Annotated in this window: 11 protein-coding genes; 10 read left to right on the forward strand and 1 reads right to left on the reverse strand. The window is 40.8% G+C overall.

What is annotated here, in order from left to right; genetic code table 11:
- Position 1: 1 nt before the first annotated feature.
- The 3 genes from WC743_RS25605 (at position 2) to WC743_RS25615 (ending at position 2,893) form a co-directional block, all read left to right on the forward strand.
- Positions 2-1,465, forward strand: a complete 1,464-nt coding sequence (locus tag WC743_RS25605; RefSeq protein ID WP_373016400.1) for a rubredoxin — start codon at positions 2-4, stop codon at positions 1,463-1,465.
- A gap of 18 nt (positions 1,466-1,483) precedes the next feature.
- Complete coding sequence (locus tag WC743_RS25610; RefSeq protein ID WP_373016401.1) at positions 1,484-2,074, forward strand: DUF4202 domain-containing protein; 591 nt, start codon at positions 1,484-1,486, stop codon at positions 2,072-2,074.
- A gap of 225 nt (positions 2,075-2,299) precedes the next feature.
- Complete coding sequence (locus WC743_RS25615) at positions 2,300-2,893, forward strand: RNA polymerase sigma factor (protein WP_373016402.1); 594 nt, start codon at positions 2,300-2,302, stop codon at positions 2,891-2,893.
- 167 nt (positions 2,894-3,060) lie between these two features.
- Here WC743_RS25615 and WC743_RS25620 read toward each other — a convergent pair whose 3' ends face one another.
- Entirely contained in the window at positions 3,061-3,474 is a 414-nt protein-coding gene (locus WC743_RS25620) for a multiprotein-bridging factor 1 family protein (protein ID WP_373016403.1), read from the reverse strand.
- A 63-nt stretch (positions 3,475-3,537) separates the two neighbouring features.
- On the opposite strand from WC743_RS25620, the gene WC743_RS25625 reads away from it, so the two are divergent.
- The 7 genes from WC743_RS25625 to WC743_RS25655 all read left to right on the forward strand — a co-directional run bounded on the left by WC743_RS25625 (position 3,538) and on the right by WC743_RS25655 (position 16,279).
- Positions 3,538-4,353, forward strand: coding sequence for a type II CAAX prenyl endopeptidase Rce1 family protein (locus tag WC743_RS25625; protein ID WP_373016404.1), 816 nt, complete (start codon positions 3,538-3,540; stop codon positions 4,351-4,353).
- A gap of 140 nt (positions 4,354-4,493) precedes the next feature.
- Entirely contained in the window at positions 4,494-5,750 is a 1,257-nt protein-coding gene (locus WC743_RS25630; RefSeq protein ID WP_373016405.1) for a FecR family protein, read from the forward strand.
- Positions 5,751-5,880: 130 nt separating this feature from the next.
- A complete protein-coding gene (locus WC743_RS25635) occupies positions 5,881-9,279 on the forward strand; it encodes a TonB-dependent receptor (RefSeq protein WP_373016406.1) in 3,399 nt (1,132 codons plus the stop codon).
- Positions 9,280-9,289: 10 nt separating this feature from the next.
- Entirely contained in the window at positions 9,290-10,969 is a 1,680-nt protein-coding gene (locus tag WC743_RS25640; RefSeq protein WP_373016407.1) for a RagB/SusD family nutrient uptake outer membrane protein, read from the forward strand.
- 87 nt (positions 10,970-11,056) lie between these two features.
- Positions 11,057-13,069 (forward strand): FAD-dependent oxidoreductase, encoded by a 2,013-nt coding sequence (locus WC743_RS25645; protein WP_373016408.1) that lies wholly within the window; start codon positions 11,057-11,059, stop codon positions 13,067-13,069.
- 23 nt (positions 13,070-13,092) lie between these two features.
- Entirely contained in the window at positions 13,093-15,015 is a 1,923-nt protein-coding gene (locus WC743_RS25650) for an FAD-dependent oxidoreductase (RefSeq protein WP_373016409.1), read from the forward strand.
- Entirely contained in the window at positions 15,005-16,279 is a 1,275-nt protein-coding gene (locus tag WC743_RS25655; RefSeq protein WP_373016410.1) for an MFS transporter, read from the forward strand. The genes WC743_RS25650 and WC743_RS25655 overlap by 11 nt, the downstream gene beginning before the upstream one ends.
- The last annotated feature ends 4 nt before the right edge of the window (positions 16,280-16,283 follow it).

Genomic DNA, 16,283 nt, shown 5'->3' on the forward strand with positions numbered 1-16,283 from the left:
AATGGAGGTAAAAAACCAATATTGTATAAAAATAAATCTGCCTGGTGGTGTTGCATCAGCGGGAGATATGTATGAGATATTGATAATTGCTTCAAATGCCGGGGCAACAACAGTAAGTATTGGTAATCGGCAGCAATTATTTTTTTATATAGATGCGGATAGGCTTGAAGATATAAGAACAGATTTGATGCAGGCTGAGATCAACTATGAAATTGATAAAGATGATTTCCCTAACATTCTCAGTTCCTATGTAACAGATGCCATTTTTAATGTGGAGAGTTGGATTAAAGAAGGGGTTTATAAAGATATATTCGACCTGTTTGATTTTGTACCCAGGTTAAAAATCAACCTTGTGGACAATAATCAAACTTTTGTGCCTTTTTTTAGCGGAAATTTAAATTTTATAACATCTAATATAAGTAACTATTGGTTTTTATACATCCGGTTCCCTAAAACCAACAGCAGTTATTGCTGGCCTTCACTTATATATTCTGATGATATCCCGGTTATAAGTAAGGTAGTAGAAAATACTATATTAAATAACAGGCACTTGTTTTACGATCAGCCGGAAATTAAGCATCAACTGTTTTTTAAGATGGTTATGGCCGGTAATACTTTTGGCGACCAGCCAGTAACCGAACCACTTAAACTCCCTGATTTTTACTTGCCATATTACGAAGGCTTTAATAAATATGCCAATAATAAATATTGGCTGGGTGTTTATCGCCGAAATGAGGTTTATCCATTAGAGTTTTTAAAAGACATATGCGCTTTATGCCTTAAAACGCGCGTAGGGCAATTGTATACTACCCCCTGGAAATCATTATTAATAAAAGGAATAAATGAAGCCGACCGTGCCCAATGGGGTGCAATCTTAAATAAATACCGGGTGAATATAAGGCACGCAGCAAATGAATTGAACTGGCAACTGGAAAATTTATGCAGCAAAAGCCTTGAGTTAAAAAAACAGCTTGTAAGAGAATTTGAAGAACATGACTTAAGAACGTACAGGCTCGGCTTCGCTATAAAAATGCAACCTAAAACCGGGTTACCCGGCTCCATAATTATACGAAAGCAAAGGGGGGAGCTATTTGATATTTTGCATTCAAAGGATTTCAATCCAAACTCAAAAGATTTGGTCAATTATAAAGATAATGTATCACAAAATGACCTGGCACAATGCCTCATAAGCCTGTGTAACTATTATCACTTAACATTAAGTGATAATAGCGGAGCATTAAGTACATTAGAAAACGAGGTAGAACAAAACGATACTGAAATTGTAAAGCATATTGTTTACCAATGCAAGAGCTGTTTAACTATTTATGATAAATCTTACGGTGACCTGGTTAACGGAATTGCGCCTTATACAGAATTTGAATCGCTTATTGAATATGCCTGTCCGGTTTGTGAAGCATCAAAAGAAAACTTTTTACTTGTAGAAAAGATGATAGCCGCGTCTTAATAAGTATTTTAGTAGAATATGGACAAATTAACCACTGCATTTGAGCAATTTGACAATTACAATAAAGCAGATCCTAACGTTTTTACGTTGGACGGTACAGCATATCCACAGGAATACATTTTAGCGCTTAAATTATACGAATGGGTTTTGAAACTGGCGCCAGACGCAAGTGAGGCGCTTTTACTGGCTTCCCGTAGTCAGCATATAGGTCGGTGGGAAATTCCGCGCGATAGTTATCCCGAAGGAAGGGAAGCCTATTTACAATGGCGCAAAGATTTGGCTAAACACCATGCAGAAATAGTTGCAACAATTTTACAGCATTTAGGATACGGGGCTGAGCAGATTAATAGGGTTACTCAAATAATTTTGAAACAAAAAATCAAAGTTGATGCAGAAGTACAGGTTATGGAAAATGCACTGTGCCTGGTTTTCCTTGAATTTCAATACGAGGATTTTTATCCAAAACATGAACCTGAAAAGGTGATCAATATTCTTAAAAGGTCGTTACTGAAAATGGACGCCCGGGGCCATGGGTTTGCTTTATCGTTAAACTATTCCAATAAAGGTTTATATTATATAAATGAAGCTTTAAAGCTTATTAATAAATAAAAATAACATTAAGATGTATTGGTTGCTGCTCAACTCTGAGCACATTGAGCTCTTACTACTTTAAATTTATAATGGCATATCTGTAATGCTATAGTTTTGGTTCAGTCGATTTATCTGTAAAAATTCGGCAAGAATGATGTTAAAATGCAAACGACATAAAATATGTTGTTAATGTAAATTATTCATTACATTTGGTTACCAATTATTATTTAACCTAATTATTAAATGACCGGACATGAAGATGAAAGGACACTAATACTACGTATTATTGAAGGCGAGCGCACAGCCTTTACTGTCCTTTATTCACGATATATTAATAGCCTTTATCGCTATATATACTTGTTTACCAAATCAAAGGAGACAAGCGAAGATATCGTTCAAAATGTCTTTATAAAAATATGGGAGCGCCGCGCATCGTTAAAAAACATAACCTGCTTTAAAGCCTACTTATACCAATGCGCCAAAAACCTTATGCTTGATGAGATAAGGAGAAACCAAACCCGGGAAAAGATATTCTTGATGATCAAAGACGGTACAGAAGAATCTGTAGAAGGACTTGAATCTGATATTATTTACGGCGAATATTATCAAATAGCCCAGGATGCAATAAATCTTCTTCCCGAGAAGAGAAAGCTAATAGTTGAAATGCGTACTAAAGAAGATCTTAGCCTTGATGAGATCGCAGAAAGATTGGACATCTCCAAATTTGTTGTAAAAAAACAACTATATACGGGTTTGCACTTCGTCAAATCTTACCTGCAAAAGCATGCCGAGCTCACGCTGTTTTTAGGGCTATTTATCTCTCTTTTTGAATTGTAATAAGTCTTAATAAAGAAAAAACTGTCCTTAAACCTTAGTTGCGATTGTAACAATTCACAGTTTATCATACACCTTATTCATCGTTAATCTTCCACATCGATTTGCTGCTATAAATTGACAAAAAGAGATATAGTGCGCAATAGTCCCGACCTTAAGCATATCCTGTCTTAATCCCAGATACGGTAAAGGATAATGCCATAGATGATGCAGCCGGCGAGCAGCATTAGTAAGCTCTCGAATAGCGTTTCGGGAAAGGTGGGCGACTGGATCACATAGGCGGAGAAAGCCAGTACCAGCCCCACGAGCGAACTGACACTTAATATCCATTTGCGGGCCAGGTTGGGTTTGGGGGCCGTCGCAGGTACGTGCATCAGGTCGATATGCGCAGCCAGTTGGCGCCACGTGTAGGCCCGTGGCAATACCTCTGCGTTCTCGATGCGTTGGAGCGAGCGGAGGCTGATACCGGCCAGATCGGCCAGTTCTTTTTGGGTCAGCGGCTTTTTGAGGCGCGCTTCCCTGACCAGCCGGGCGGTCTGCTCACGCGTCAGCGGGGGTGTTTCGGGAAGGACATTCAGCGACATTTGGACGACATTTACATTAAAGGTACCTGGATCTGCTTGCGAAGGTAGTAATTTGGCCCTTGCATGAAAAACCTGTTCCGTACTTATCCTGATTGGACGCGCCTGGTCGTGGGCGCTGTATTACTTGCTGCCGCGCTGATCGGCAGTGGTTTTATTCACCTGCCTTACATACCAGCAGGCCTGTTGCTGGTCATCCTGGTCACGTGGCTGTTGTACCGCTCCGAAAACAAAAACCTCACTGCGCTGGGTTTCGATCTGAAGCGCGGGCACTTGCTATTGATACCGGCCGGGCTGCTGCTGGGTATGGGCTCGTTTCTGTTGTCGTTCTATGTGGGTACGCTGGTCAGGGGCGATCACATTGTGGTCAGCCACACGACGGACTGGAACGGTCTACTGAAGGCATTTTGGTGGGTCTTCCCGACCGCGGCGGTGCAGGACTTTATCGTGGTCGGCTACTGTTATAATAAGTTGATCCGGCTGACCAATAAATGGGTGGCTACGGTAGCGTTCGGCCTTTTTTTTATTTCCCTGCATGATGTGTGGGGCGGTAATTTCGTCAACGTGCTTTTTTATGCGGTCGGGCTGTTCGTGGGTTATCTGATGTTCTCGACGGCGCTGCTTCGTTCGGGCAGTATCTGGCTGGTGATCGGGATCCATTGGGGAAATAATTTTACCAACTCTTTTCTGTTCACGTTCAGTCATACGCCGACGTCTTGGTTATATCTCAGCGGGCAACAGCAACAGAATTTAAATGTGTGGCAAGCCATCGGGCTGTTCATCGCGCTGAACATCGGCGCGGCGGCCGTGATCGCGCTCGTTTTGTTGCTTTGGAAGACCAAAGACAGTCTACAGCTATCAGATCAGAAAGTGGTATCTTAATTTGGCTCCCCGCATTGCGCCGATAGGTTAAATATGAATAAGGTGTATGATAGACTGCGAATAATGACAGCTATAATATTAAATTAAAAAAAGATACACCCTGAGGGGTTCTTTTGTTCTGTTCGTTCGTCTCTGCAATAATGATGGACGAAAAATCACTTAATGAGTTCCTTGAAAAATATATGGCTAACCGCCATACAGAACAGGAACATGAATTATTTATTGAATGGTTAAACACTGCACCTTTAGACCAGGTGCAGCAAATAATTGATAAATATCAGTTTGTTGTTCAAAGGAATCTAAATGAAGAGCCAGTGCTGTATCCGCATCTGGCCAGCCGTATTGAGGCAGGGATTGATGAGTTAGGCAAGAAAGATCAACAAGTTAAACCTGTAAAAATGCTGTGGCCATCTTTTAAAAAGATAGCTTCTGTAGCAGCTGTTTTTTTAGTGATTGCTTCAACTGCAATATATTTTCTTTCATCTCCGGATAGTAAAAAGCAGGAAATTGCAGCAGCTAAAACCACATCAAAAAATCAAATTCTTCCGGGTGGCAATAAGGCTGTACTTACCCTTGCCGATGGTTCACATATTATATTGGGTGATGCACAGAACGGTATATTGGCCAAACAGGCTAATATTGATATCCGGAAAGCAATTGGCGGCAAAATTATATACAATGCATCAAACACCTTAAGCTCCAATACTCCGGTTTTATATAACACTATTACCACCCCTCGTGGCGGGCAATATCAGGTTACTTTATCTGACGGAAGTAAAGTATGGCTTAATGCCGCCTCTTCATTGAAATTCCCGGCTGCATTTTCAAATAACGAACGTGTAGTTGAACTAACGGGAGAGGCGTACTTTGAAGTAGCAAAACTTACCGGCCCGGCGGTTGCAGGACGTGAGGGTGGCCGTATACCATTTAAGGTAATTACAAATAATCAAACGGTTGAGGTATTGGGCACTCATTTTAATATTAATGCCTATGCTGATGAAACTACTATAAATACAACTTTATTAGAGGGCAGCGTAAAAGTAGTTCAATCCAAAACTAATAACTCACAGCTTTTAAAGCCAGGCCAACAGGCAAAGGTTGGGGCTAAAATTCAAGTCTCAGATGTAGATGCTACTCAGGCTATTGCCTGGAAAAATGGCTATTTTATTTTCTCACATGAAAATATCGGCAGCATCATGCGCCAGGTATCCAGATGGTATGATGTCAATATTCAATATGAAGATAATGTTACACAAGAAGGGTTTATAGGTACAATATCAAAATTTAAAGATGTAGCGCAGGTATTGGATATGCTACAATTAACAGGGGCCGTTCATTTTAAAACAGAAAACGATCCGGCAGAACCGGGAAAGAAAAGGATAATAGTTATGCCTTAAGAAAAACTTTTAATGTACTCTGGAAATATGAAGGTTCCGCTGGCAGGCGGAACCTCAAAATGTCTGGAATTAGCATATAAATCATCGTCTAACAATCTAATAACCAATTAAAAACCAAACGTTCAAATGTATGAATTTTTTTACTCAAACCGGGTATAAGCTCCCAGCTTATGTCCATGACAAAATGCTTATTGTTGCAGATTTGAAGCTTTTTGGCTGCAATTCGGCAAATAAAAGAAAGATCATTATGCGAATAAACCTAACATTTGCTTTTTTGATTACCATGCTTCTGCAAATAAGCCTCGCGGCAGATGCACAAAAAGTAACCTTTCACAAAGAAAACGCTTCACTTGAAGATGTCTTAAAAGAGATCAGAAAGCAAACGGATTACAATTTTTTGTATACCGATGCAATGATGAAAGATACTAAACCGGTTGATGCCCAGTTTAAAAATGTTTCTCTTGAAGATGCGCTTAAACAATGTTTTGCTGGTCAGCCATTAACTTATTCCATCAGTCAAAAAACGGTGGTCATAAGGAGGCTTTCTAAATCGGTAAAGCAGGTATTGGTAGCACCATTGCCACCGCTTTCTATTAAGGGTAGGGTAACCGATACCTTAGGAGCGCCTCTCCCCGGTGTGAATATTAAACTTAACGGAACAAGTACCGGTACTACTACCGATGCTGATGGCCGGTATTCGATAACTATCCCTGATGCGAACGGTACACTAATCTTTAGTTATTTAGGCTTTACCACGCAGGAAGTAGAAGTAAACGGCAGAAACACTATCAATATCCAGCTTAAGGAAAAAGCCTCAGCGTTAAATGAAGTGGTAGTTGTAGGATACGGAACGCAAAAGAAAGTGAATTTAACCGGTGCTGTTTCGGTAGTATCAGGTAAGGATATCGATACCCGCCCGGTTGGGCAAACATCGGCGGCTTTAGAAGGTATAGCGCCCGGGGTAACTGTTACACAAAGCTCGGGAAGGCCGGGTGGCGATGCGGGAACTATCCGCATCAGGGGCGTTGGAACTATACCGAATGCTGCTAATGGTAGTAGTGCTAATCCTTTAGTACTGATAGATGGAATAGAAGGTACAATGGATAATATTGACGCCAATATTATTGAATCTATATCCATTTTAAAAGATGCCGCATCAGCATCTATCTATGGTTCACGCGCTGCAAACGGTGTTATTTTGGTAACCACAAAGCGTGGTTCTGGAAAAAAAATTGCCATTACCTATAATAGCTATGCCGGTTGGCAAAAGCCAACAAACATGCCTGATGTGGTGAATGCGCTTGATCATATGCTACTGATGAATGAAGCTTATACCAATGTAGGCAGAACCCAGTTGTATCCTAACGATTTAATTGAACAATACCGTGGCCAAAACGGGGTAAGCTCTGATAAATATCCAAATACGAACTGGCAAAAAGAGGTATTAACCGGTTCTGGTTTTCAGCAAAGCCATTTTGTAAATATCAACGGCGGATCGGACAATATCCGTGTACTTACATCAATAGGCTATTTTGACCAAAAAGGTATCATAGAAAACTCGGGTTACAGGCGCTATACCGTTCGTAATAATACCGATATCACGTTTTCGAAGAAACTGAGTATGAAATTCGATCTTCAGTTTGTAAACGGAATTACCAGAGAGCCTGCTATAGGCACAGGAAACGTGTTTAACTATATGGATGGTATTCCTGCTAACCAGTTAGCAAAAAACTCTAACGGAACATGGGGTATCGGCTGGAACGGCCTTAACCCGGTAGCCGCAAGTATAGACGGCGGTACTAATCAAACTACCAGTCCATCAGGAATTATCAATGCATCCCTTAACTATCGCCCTGTAGAATGGCTTACAGCTGAATTTACCATAGCACCTAAATTGGGAGAATCTATTGGTAAAAACTTTAACAAGGCTATTCAAACTTATTATCCCGACGGAACTATAGGTTATAGATCGCCTGCCTTGACTTCGTTAACAGAAAATAACAGTCGCTCAATTTATAACAACATGCGGGCCACGCTTACTGCGGATAAAGCATTTGGGGCCCATACGCTTAAAGTGCTTTTAGGTGCCTCGCAGGAAGATTTCCATAATGATTATATAAGCGCTTTCCGCGATACCTATATATTGCCAAATTACCCGGTATTAAACACCGGTTCGGCTGTGAACCAGCAAACTTCTGGTACATCCGAAGAATGGGCGCTGCGTTCATTTTTTGGCAGGATAAATTATGATTATAAGCAAAAATATCTGTTGGAAGTAAATGCCCGGTATGATGGGTCTTCCCGTTTTGCTACAGGTAATAAATATGCCTTTTTTCCTTCGGCTTCTGCCGGATGGCGCATATCTCAGGAGAAATTTATGCAGCCACTTAAAAATGTTATTGATGAGTTGAAGCTAAGGGCATCATGGGGACGTTTAGGTAATCAAAATATCGGGACTTATCCATTTGTAACATCTGTAGACTTAGGATCAGGTACTTTAGGGAAACAGATAGTAAATATAGCGGCACTTAATAACCTGGCCAACCCGGATATCAGTTGGGAAACTACAGAAATGTCTGATATAGGAATTGATATGGTTTTGTTCTCTAACCTGACAATAACTGCCGACTACTACAACAGGAAAACAAAAGACATATTGTTATTACTAAATGTCCCTTTAATTATCGGCTTAAATGCTCCATTTCAGAATGCCGGGGTAGTTAGTAACAAAGGATGGGAAGTAGCGGTAGGTTATAAAGGAAATATAAATGAATTTAAGTATGGCATAAACGTAAACCTGTCTGATGTAATAAATAAAGTGGTTGATATGCGTGGAATAAGCGAAAACAGGCTTCAGGTTAGCCGGGAAGGTTATTCTTACAATTCTATTTATGGTTTACAGGCAGAAGGGTTTTTTAAAGACGCCCAGGATGTTGCAAGCCATGCAAAACAATTTGGCACGGTTGCCCCGGGTGATTTAAAATATAAAGACCAAAACAATGACGGATTCATAAATGATAACGATAAGGTAGTTTTAGGAAGTACTATTCCACGGTATACATTTGGTGTTAATTTTAACAGTTCTTATAAAGGTGTTGATTTAAGCTTTCTTTTACAAGGTGTCGGAAAAGGCAACTCTTATCTTTATGGGCCAGGTATAATGCCATTTAGCGTAGGTAATTTAGGCGGTACCATCCTTGAACCTAATAAAGACAGGTGGACACCTGAAACACCTAATGCTAAATATCCACGACTGGCATTTGGCGAATCCAACAACGAGCAAAACTCAAGCTTTTGGATGAAGGATGCTTCTTATGTGAGGCTTAAAAATGTACAGTTAGGTTATACATTCCCTGTCTCAATATCCAGCATGGCCGGAATTAAAAAATTACGGTTATATGTAAACGGTTCAAATCTCTTCACGCTTGATAAATTTTGGGATGGCTTTGATGTTGAATCGCCTGTTGGAACTGTAAGTGTGTATCCGCAGGTTAAAGTTTACAGTTTTGGTTTAAGTGCTAATTTTTAATATTTTAAAAATGAAAAAGAATATAAAGTTTTATTTATTAATCACTGTCCTGGTTCTGGCAGGCACAGCTTGCAATAAAGACTACCTGGATAAAGACCCCTTATCTGGCCCATCAAATGAATCTTTTTTCGCAAGTCAGGATGAATTGGTGCTGGCGGTAAACGGTTTATATACTGCAATGGCTATCAGCCCTACTGATGCTATGCCCTTTAATACTACTATAGATGCCACAACAGACATTAACTGGGACCGTAACACAAGTGGCCTTCAGGCTTTAGGCAGAGGTAATCAAGATAGCAATAGCGATTATGCGCTAAGCCTATGGACTTCATTTTATAAACTTATTGCAAGGTGTAATTTTATATTAGACAACGTAAGTAAGGTAAAAGACAAAACCACGCCTGCAATTTATGCAAGGTCTGTTGCAGAAGCACGTTTTGCAAGGGCATATGCCTATCAAAACTTAATTGAGCTTTATGGCGGCGTACCATTGGTAACAAAAGTATTGGCTTTAAATGAAGCGCAGATCCCAAGAAATACAAAAGATGAAGTTTTAACCTTTGTTTTAACTGAGTTTGATGAGGCAGCAAAGGACTTGCCGGTTACTTACGGTGCAGCTGATGTTGGCCGTGCAACAAGGGGCGCAGCACTTGCTTTTAAAGCCCGCGCCGCTTTATTTAATGGTAAATGGGATATTGCATCTGCTGCCGCAAAGGCGGTAATGGATTTAAATACCTACAGCCTGCATACCAATTTCGGCGACCTGTTTACTTATAACGGTCAAAGTTCTAAAGAGATCATTCTCTCTTTGCAGTATTTAAAAACAGCAAAAAGGACACATTCTGTACCCCGTAATTTATTATCAAGAAACGGGCAGGGTACGGCCAATAAAGTTCCATCACAATCATTGGTTGACTCTTATGAATGTACAGATGGTTTAACAATTGATAAATCGCCACTGTATAGCCCTGCAAAACCATTTGTAAACCGCGACCCAAGGCTTGGTTTTACAGTTGCATTGCCAGGCTCTGTGTATTTTAATTATCAATTCGAGACACATAAAGACAGTCTTAAGTGCTGGAATTATAATACCAGTCCCGCAACAAGGATTGACAACCAGGACGCTATCAATCCTTTTGCTTCTTTTACCGGTTACTGCTGGCGTAAATACGTCGATTTAACAGACAAAGTAGATGTGTCCAATTCTGAGTTAAATATCATATTGATAAGATATGCTGAAGTTTTACTAACCTATGCCGAAGCTAAGATAGAAGCAGGGCAGATAGATGCAAGCGTTTATGCTGCTATTAATTTAGTCCGCCAAAGGCCGAGCGTAAATATGCCTGCAATATCATCGGGGCTATCACAAATCGAACTTCGGTCCATTGTACACAAAGAACGTTTATACGAACTGGCTATGGAAGGCGTAAGGCTTTTTGATATCCGTCGTTGGAAAATTGCTGAACAGGTAATGCCAGGGCCTTTTTATGGCCGTATAGCCAAAGGCTTATTAGCTACCGCACCTGTTATAGATGCAAACGGAATTGCAAAGTATGATAATGTACCCAATAAAGCAGCTATGCGTGTAATAGAAACCAGGCTGTTCAATGCTAACAGGGATTATCTTTGGCCAATTCCTAATATTGAGATTGTTACTAATCCAAAGCTGACACAAAATCCGGGCTATTAAGCCGGGGGCCTGTCGGCATACCAATTAAAGCCTGCTGTTAATGAGCAGCAGGCTTTTCTTTACCAATTATTTAACAAACTGATAGTTATGAAGACGTATCAAAAGATCATAGTCCTTTTACTGGTTGCCCTGAGCTTTATTGGCATACCTGGTGCATGGGCACAAAAAGAAAATATTATAGAAGCAGATGTATGTATATATGGCGGTACTTCCGCGGGTGTAATTGCTGCCTATACTGCAAAAAGGATGGGCAAAAAAGTCATTCTCATTGAACCAGGTAAGCATTTAGGCGGGATGACCTCGGGGGGATTGGGTTATACAGATATTGGTAATAAATATGTAGTGACCGGCCTAGCCAGAGATTTTTACCGCCGTATTGGTCAACATTATCAAAAATTTGAACAATGGATTTTTGAACCAAAAGTAGCAGAAGGCATATTTAATGATTACGTAAAGCTGGCGGGCTTTAGTGTGTTATATGAAAATCGGATTATTAAGGTAAACAAGTCGGGAAATCAATTAAAAGAAATTGTAGTTGAAAATGCTGTTGTGCCAACTGCTGCTACCCGTAAATCTATCCGTGCAAAAGTATTTATTGATTGTACTTATGAAGGTGACCTGATGGCGCTGGCAGGTGTTGCTTATAGTGTTGGCAGAGAAGCTAATAGTCAGTATAATGAAACCATAAACGGTGTCGAGCTGATGGAGGGGCACCAGTTTCCTGATGGGATAGACCCATATGTTACACCTGGTGACCCTAAAAGCGGCTTGTTATGGGGTATTGGCAATTTGCAGTTACAACCAAAAGGTGCTGGTGATAAAAAGGTTCAGGCATATAATTTTCGCATCACACTTACTAATGTGCCCGAAAACCGCATTGCCATTACTAAGCCCGAAAATTACGACCCTAAAAAGTATGAACTGTTATTACGTTTAAAGGAAAAAAGGCCCTGGAAAGTGCTTAGTGATGTTTTTATATGGAGTATAATGCCCAATGGCAAAACAGATATTAACAACAAAGGTGGATTTTCTACTGATATGATAGGTATGAACTGGGATTATCCCGATGCTGATTATAATAAGAGGGCTATCCTTTGGAAACAGCATGAGGATTATACAAAAGGCTTGCTGTATTTTGTAGGTAATGATTCGCGTATACCGGAAAATATCAGGGCCGAGATGCAAAAATGGGGATACCCGAAAGATGAATTTACAGACAATCATAACTGGACGTCACAACTTTACATCCGCGAGGCACGCAGGATGATTGGCGAGTTGGTAATGACCCAGCATTATTGCCAGGGCAGGGAAGTAGCAAATGACGGAGTTGGTATGGCTGCATACACAATGGATTCTCATAATTGCGACCGCCAGGTTGTAAACGGGGTAGTAAAAAATGAAGGCAATGTAGAAGTTGGTGGTTTTGGGCCGTATCCTATTTCTTACAGGGCTATTGTCCCAAAAGAAAAAGAAGCGGCTAATTTATTTGTTCCGGTATGTTTATCAGCCACGCATATCGCTTATGGTTCAATACGTATGGAACCGGTATTTATGGTTTTGGGGCAATCTGCAGCGGTAGCTGCCTGCCAGGCAATTGATAAAAAGATACCTGTACAGCAGGTAAATGTAACAGCGGTTCAGAATATATTAAAAAGGAATCCCCTTGCAGACGGTAGCACACCAGAGTTATTAGTTGATAATGGAGATGCTAACGTGCAAATAGCAGGTAGTTGGAAAACTGAAAAGAATGGCGGCTATGGGCCATCTTTTCTGGTAGATACTACTAAAGCGGCAACAGCCGGGTCGGTTCAATTTAGTCCCGAAGTGATTAAAGACGGTACTTATCATGTGTATTCCTATTTTCCGAAAGTAAAAAATGCTTCGGCTAAAACTATTATTACGGTTTATGATGGGCAAAAGGCTACAGAAAAGGTAATAAACCAGGCAGATATCCAGGTTCAGGGACAAACATCAGGAGAGTGGATCTCATTAGGGTCTTATAATTTATCCCGTGGAAAAAAAGCATATGTACAGGTTTCAAATAAAAGCGCAGACGGCGCTATCATCGCTGATGCTGTTCTTTTTGTTCCTGTCAGATAAACTACCAAACAATAATTACAATAATGAATATAGTTCCATTGAAAATTAAACTCTTGCTTTTTGTCAGCATTGCATTTTGCACTGTTGTTAAAGCGCAACCCGGTACGGATGTTAAAAAATACGATCTGGTGATTGTTGGCGGAACCCCGGCCGGTATCATGACGGCTATTTCATCAGCCAGGTTAGGTAAAACATCGCTTATTCTGGAACGCACCTCACATGTAGGCGGGTTACCTGCCAACGGGTTAGGAGCAACCGATATTGCCACACGCGGGGCTACTACGGGCTTGTTTACAGAGTTTGTTGAACGTGTTAAAAAGTACTATACTGACAAGTATGGTGCTTCGTCTGAGCAGGTTAAAGCATGCAGTGATGGTTATCACTTTGAACCATCTGTCGCCGAAATAATATTTGGACAGATGCTGGCTGAGCATACCAATAAAATAACGGTACTTAAAATGCGCCAGTTTGATGCCGAGCCGCAGAATATTCAAATAGCAAATGGCAAAATATCCCGCATAAGCATATTAAACAGGGAAACCAAGAAAAGTGAGAACTATGAAGGTGCGGTTTTTATAGATGCAACTTATGAAGGCGACCTTGGTGCAGCCGCTAGCATCCCTTTTAGGGTAGGTCGCGAAGGCAAAAGTGAATTTAATGAGCCAGGAGCCGGTAGGGTTTACAAGTACTGGCAAGGGGGCGAGGGCGAAGGCAGTACCTATCAGGCAGACAATGCAGTACAGTCATATAATTACAGGATATGCCTTACCAATGACCCATCGAATAGTGTGCCCATTGAGAAGCCACTTAAATATAACAGGGACGAATATGTTTCAATGATAGAAGATGTTTGGACTGGTAACCATACAGGTGTGCAAATGAAGCAGATTACCACCGCTATGATGGAAGATAACCGTAAGACCCTTGCAAATGGCGGTGTAACAAAAATACCTGGAGACAGATGGGGGATTGGCAAAATAACCAATATGGTAACCTTACCTAACCATAAAACTGATGGCAATAATCAGCACATGTCCTTTATTTCTACTGATCTCCCGGAAGAGAACTGGCCCTGGCCTACATCTGGCTGGGCCTGGCGAGACGCTTTTGCACAGCGATTAAAGGAATATACCCTCGGGCTTATCTATTTTGCACAAAATGAAAAAGAACTTCCCGAAAGTTTTCGCAAAGCAACAAAAGAATGGGGTCTGGCTAAAGATGAGTATAATGACAATGAGCATTTTCCCCGCCAGGTGTACATAAGGGAGGGCCGTCGTTTTGAGGCCATGTACTTTTTCACCGCACGCGATGCTACGCCGGTATCGCCGGGTAAGCGCCCGCCTGTGCACCCATCAAGCGTTACTGCAAGCCACTACGCGCTTGATTCGCATGCTGTAAGAAAACGTGAGCCGGGTAAAATTCATCTTGATGGTTTTATCAGTTACCCAACGGCTGTTTATACCGTACCACTTGGGGTTATGATACCAAAACAGGTAGATAATTTAATTCTTCCGGTGCCAGTGTCAGGCAGTCATATAGGGTTTTCAACTATTCGTATGGAGCCTTGCTGGATGGCACTTGGGCAAGCGGCTGGTATAGCTGCATCACTGGCAATTGATAATCATACCCGTATAAGAGACATAAAGAATGATCAATTACAGGGTGCGTTAATTGACCAAAAAGCCACTTTAATATATTACAAAGATGTTAACCCCTCAAGCCCGGATTTTAAAATGGTTCAATTTATGGGTTTGAAAGGCTACCTGCCAGCTTGGGAAGCTAATTTGGATGCACCTGTTGATAAGAAGCAAATTGCATCATGGAATAAGTTATCCGGTTTAAAAATAAAGTTTACATCAGATACAAGCACCCGAAGGGAAATGTTAACCAACCTATATAAATCCTTAAATAAAATAAAATCAACCAGATCGAAAAATGGCTTTTAATGATATTTTGACGGAAACAGAAACGATTAAAACTAACAGCGATAAGGCCAGCAGCAAGTTGTTCAGTGCAGCTGTGTTGGTAGCCGCCCTGGGGTATTTTGTAGATATCTATGATCTGTTACTATTCAGCATTGTACGTGTACCAAGTTTGCAATCATTAGGTTTAAAAGGGCAGGACGTAACAGATAACGGCATTTTTTTGCTAAATATTCAAATGATAGGCTTGCTGACCGGAGGTATATTTTGGGGAATATTGGCAGACAAGAAAGGACGTTTATATGTACTATTCGGATCCATTTTTCTGTATTCTATAGCTAATATTGCCAATGGGTTTGTTGACACCGTTCAAAGTTACGCCATATGGCGTTTTATTGCCGGTTTTGGCCTTGCCGGAGAGCTTGGAGCCGGCATAACACTTGTAGCAGAGCTTATGCCTAAAGAAAAACGGGGATATGCTGCTACCATTATAGCATCAGTAGGTGTAAGCGGTGCAGTGGCGGGCTTCTTTATTGCGCAACTGTTTGATTGGCGCACTTGTTTTTTCATAGGCGGTGGCTTAGGCCTTTCCTTACTTTTTTTAAGGATAGGAGTTGTAGAATCGGGAATGTTTGGGAAACTGGAGAAAACAGATGTAAAGCGGGGAGATTTCTTTTCTATTTTCAAAAAAGGCCGTTTTCTAAAATATATACGATGTATCCTTATCGGTGTTCCGCTTTGGTTTGTTGTAGGTATTTTGATTACTCTTTCTCCTGAATTTGGGAAAATTTTAAATGTAAGCGGACCTGTGAATGCAGGCGCAGCAGTGGCCTGGTGTTACGGAGGTTTAGTTTTAGGGGATATTACGAGTGGATTGCTTAGTCAGTATCTCAAAAGCAGGATTAAAGTAGTGTATGCGTTCTTATTCTTATCTGCAGCATCTCTTTGTGTATTTTTCCTTTTGCATGATATAAGCCTGATGGCATTTTATGCAACCTGCCTGCTTTTAGGTTATTCGGTAGGTTACTGGGTTATTTTTATGACCATTGCTACAGAGCAATTTGGCACCAATATAAGAGCGACAGTAACCACAACGGTGCCAAATTTTGTACGCGGGTCTGTGGTTCCCCTTTCATTACTCCTAAAATATTTAATGGGGTTATTTAACGGTTCATTAATTTATGCGGGCGTTGTAGTTGCTATTATAAGTCTTGGACTGGCTTTTTGGGCTTTAAGTTATATGCAGGAAACTTTTTCAAAAGATCTGGAGTATGTTGAGGATGATTAAGAAT

The organism is Mucilaginibacter sp. (genome assembly GCF_041660805.1).
Lineage (GTDB): Bacteria > Bacteroidota > Bacteroidia > Sphingobacteriales > Sphingobacteriaceae > Mucilaginibacter.

Excerpts from the sequence above, each read along its gene's own strand:
- WC743_RS25640 (WP_373016407.1), top strand. The coding sequence starts at position 9,290 with ATGAAAAAGAATATAAAGTTTTATTTATTAATCACTGTCCTGGTTCTG.
- WC743_RS25615 (WP_373016402.1), top strand. The coding sequence starts at position 2,300 with ATGACCGGACATGAAGATGAAAGGACACTAATACTACGTATTATTGAA.
- WC743_RS25605 (WP_373016400.1), top strand. The coding sequence starts at position 2 with ATGGAGGTAAAAAACCAATATTGTATAAAAATAAATCTGCCTGGTGGT.
- WC743_RS25635 (WP_373016406.1), top strand. The coding sequence starts at position 5,881 with ATGAATTTTTTTACTCAAACCGGGTATAAGCTCCCAGCTTATGTCCAT.
- WC743_RS25610 (WP_373016401.1), top strand. The coding sequence starts at position 1,484 with ATGGACAAATTAACCACTGCATTTGAGCAATTTGACAATTACAATAAA.
- WC743_RS25650 (WP_373016409.1), top strand. The coding sequence starts at position 13,093 with ATGAATATAGTTCCATTGAAAATTAAACTCTTGCTTTTTGTCAGCATT.
- WC743_RS25625 (WP_373016404.1), top strand. The coding sequence starts at position 3,538 with ATGAAAAACCTGTTCCGTACTTATCCTGATTGGACGCGCCTGGTCGTG.
- WC743_RS25655 (WP_373016410.1), top strand. The coding sequence starts at position 15,005 with ATGGCTTTTAATGATATTTTGACGGAAACAGAAACGATTAAAACTAAC.
- WC743_RS25630 (WP_373016405.1), top strand. The coding sequence starts at position 4,494 with ATGATGGACGAAAAATCACTTAATGAGTTCCTTGAAAAATATATGGCT.
- WC743_RS25645 (WP_373016408.1), top strand. The coding sequence starts at position 11,057 with ATGAAGACGTATCAAAAGATCATAGTCCTTTTACTGGTTGCCCTGAGC.
- WC743_RS25620 (WP_373016403.1), bottom strand. The coding sequence starts at position 3,474 with ATGTCGCTGAATGTCCTTCCCGAAACACCCCCGCTGACGCGTGAGCAG.